Annotated in this window: 1 protein-coding gene; it reads right to left on the bottom strand. The window is 63.1% G+C overall.

The window, feature by feature from the left end:
* Positions 1-94 precede the first annotated feature (94 nt).
* Positions 95-1,810 (bottom strand): benzoate-CoA ligase family protein, encoded by a 1,716-nt coding sequence (locus tag WCB02_RS15620; RefSeq protein WP_423959268.1) that lies wholly within the window; start codon positions 1,808-1,810, stop codon positions 95-97.
* Between the last annotated feature and the right edge of the window lie 207 nt (positions 1,811-2,017).

Raw genomic sequence — 2,017 nt, 5'->3', positions numbered from 1 at the left:
GCTGCAGAACCTGCGCGCCCGAGGCGCTCGCGGCTGGCAGCACCGCAAGCGCGGGCCCTTTTGGCGTGCTCACGAAGTAGTCTCCATCATGTCGTCATTCGGCGGCCATGCCGGCCGAGGTCGCTGCGGCCTGCGCCATCTGCCGCAGCGCAAATCGCTGCAGCTTGCCGGTTTCGGTCTTCGGCAATTGGGCGACGAATTCGATCGCCCGCGGATATTTGTAAGGCGCGATCTCGCGCTTGACGTGATCCTGCAAGGCCACCGCCAGCGCATCGTCGGCGGCGACACCGGACGAAACAACCACATAGGCCTTGACGATCATGCCGCGCGCTTCATCGGGCGAGCCGACAACCCCGCATTCGGCCACCGCCGGATGCGACAGCAATGCGGATTCCACCTCGGGCCCCGCGATGTTGTAGCCGGACGAGATGATCATGTCGTCGGCCCGCGCCACAAAGGAGAAGCGGCCCTTGTCGTCGCGGACGAAGGCGTCGCCGGTCAGGTTCCAGCCGTCGCGCACATAGTTCGACTGCCTGTCGTCGGCCAGATAGCGGCATCCGGTCGGCCCGCGCACCGCAAGCTTGCCGACGCTGCCGGCCGGCAATTCATTCATGTCGTTGTCGACGATCTTGGCCTCGTAGCCGGAGACCGGAAGCCCGGTCGTTGCAGCCTTGGCGTCGCCGATCCGGTTGGTGATGAAGATATGCAGCATTTCCGTGCTGCCGATGCCGTCGAGAATAGGCTTGCCGGTCTTGGCGGTCCAGTTCTCGAACACCGGCGCCGGCAAGGTCTCCCCCGCCGACACCGCAAGCCGCAGCGACGACAGATCGGCGCCCTTGTCCATCGCCACCATCATGGCCCGGTACGCGGTCGGCGAGGTGAAGCAGATCGTGGCTTTGTAGGTCTCGATGATCTTGACCATTTCCGGCGGCGAGGCGTTTTCCAGCAGCGTCGCGGTCGCGCCGAACCGCAACGGGAAGATCGCAAGGCCGCCGAGCCCGAACGTGAACGCAAGCGGCGGCGACCCCACGAAGACATCGTCCGGGGTGACCTTGAGCACTTCCTTCGCGTAGCCGTCCGCGATCATCAGGAGATCGCGATGAAAATGCATCGTCGCCTTGGGCTCGCCCGTGGTGCCCGAGGTGAATCCCAACAGCGCGACATCATCGCGGCCGGTCTTGACCGCGTCGAACCGCACCGGCTTGTTCAGCGCCACCCGGTCGAGCTCGGCATCATGATTTGACGTGCCGTCGAAGTTCACGACCTGCTTGAGATATCGGCTGGTCTTGGCGCAGGAGACCAGTTCGTCGGCGATGCGGCTGTCGGTCAGCGCCAGTGCGACCTCCGCCTTGTCGACGATCTTGGTCAATTCGCCGGCACGAAGCATCGGCATGGTGTTGATGACGACGGCGCCCGCTTTCGTTGCGGCGAGCCAGGCCGCGACCAGCGCCGGATTGTTGCCCGAGCGGATCAGGACCCGGTTGCCGGGCCTGACGCCATAATTCTCCACCAGGGCATGCGCGAGCCGGTTCGACCAGTCCGCCAGTTCCTTGTAGGTGCGCTGGCGGCCATTGCCGATCAGCGCGATCCGGTCGCCGAGGCCCTGCTCGACGATACGGTCGGTCAGTTCGACGGCGGCGTTGAGATATTCGGGATAGCTGAATTCCGGCCGGTCCAGCAGCAGCTCCGGCCATTGCTCGAAGGGCGGAAGATTTTTCCGCGTGAAGTCATCGACGTGACCCGATGGGCCAAGGCTCGAACGGAGCTTCGAACCAAGGCTCAAAGCACGATTGGGGATTGTACCTGACATTTCCATCGCCCCTCGCTTTCGAGATGAAAGGCTTGAGACCATTTTCGAAGACGCCCGGCAGCGCTCTGTTCAGCAAACATTTTAGACTTAAAACAATTCGGCGCAAGAGCCGAAATCCGGGCATTCCGAAGCTATTATTTGGGCGGCTTCTTCTGGAAAATGTCCGCCTCTCCGGGAAATGCTCCAATTCTACGGCGTCACCAGGGC

The organism is Bradyrhizobium sp., from assembly GCF_049581145.1.
GTDB lineage: Bacteria > Pseudomonadota > Alphaproteobacteria > Rhizobiales > Xanthobacteraceae > Bradyrhizobium.
This window is presented reverse-complemented; position numbering and strand designations above follow the sequence as displayed.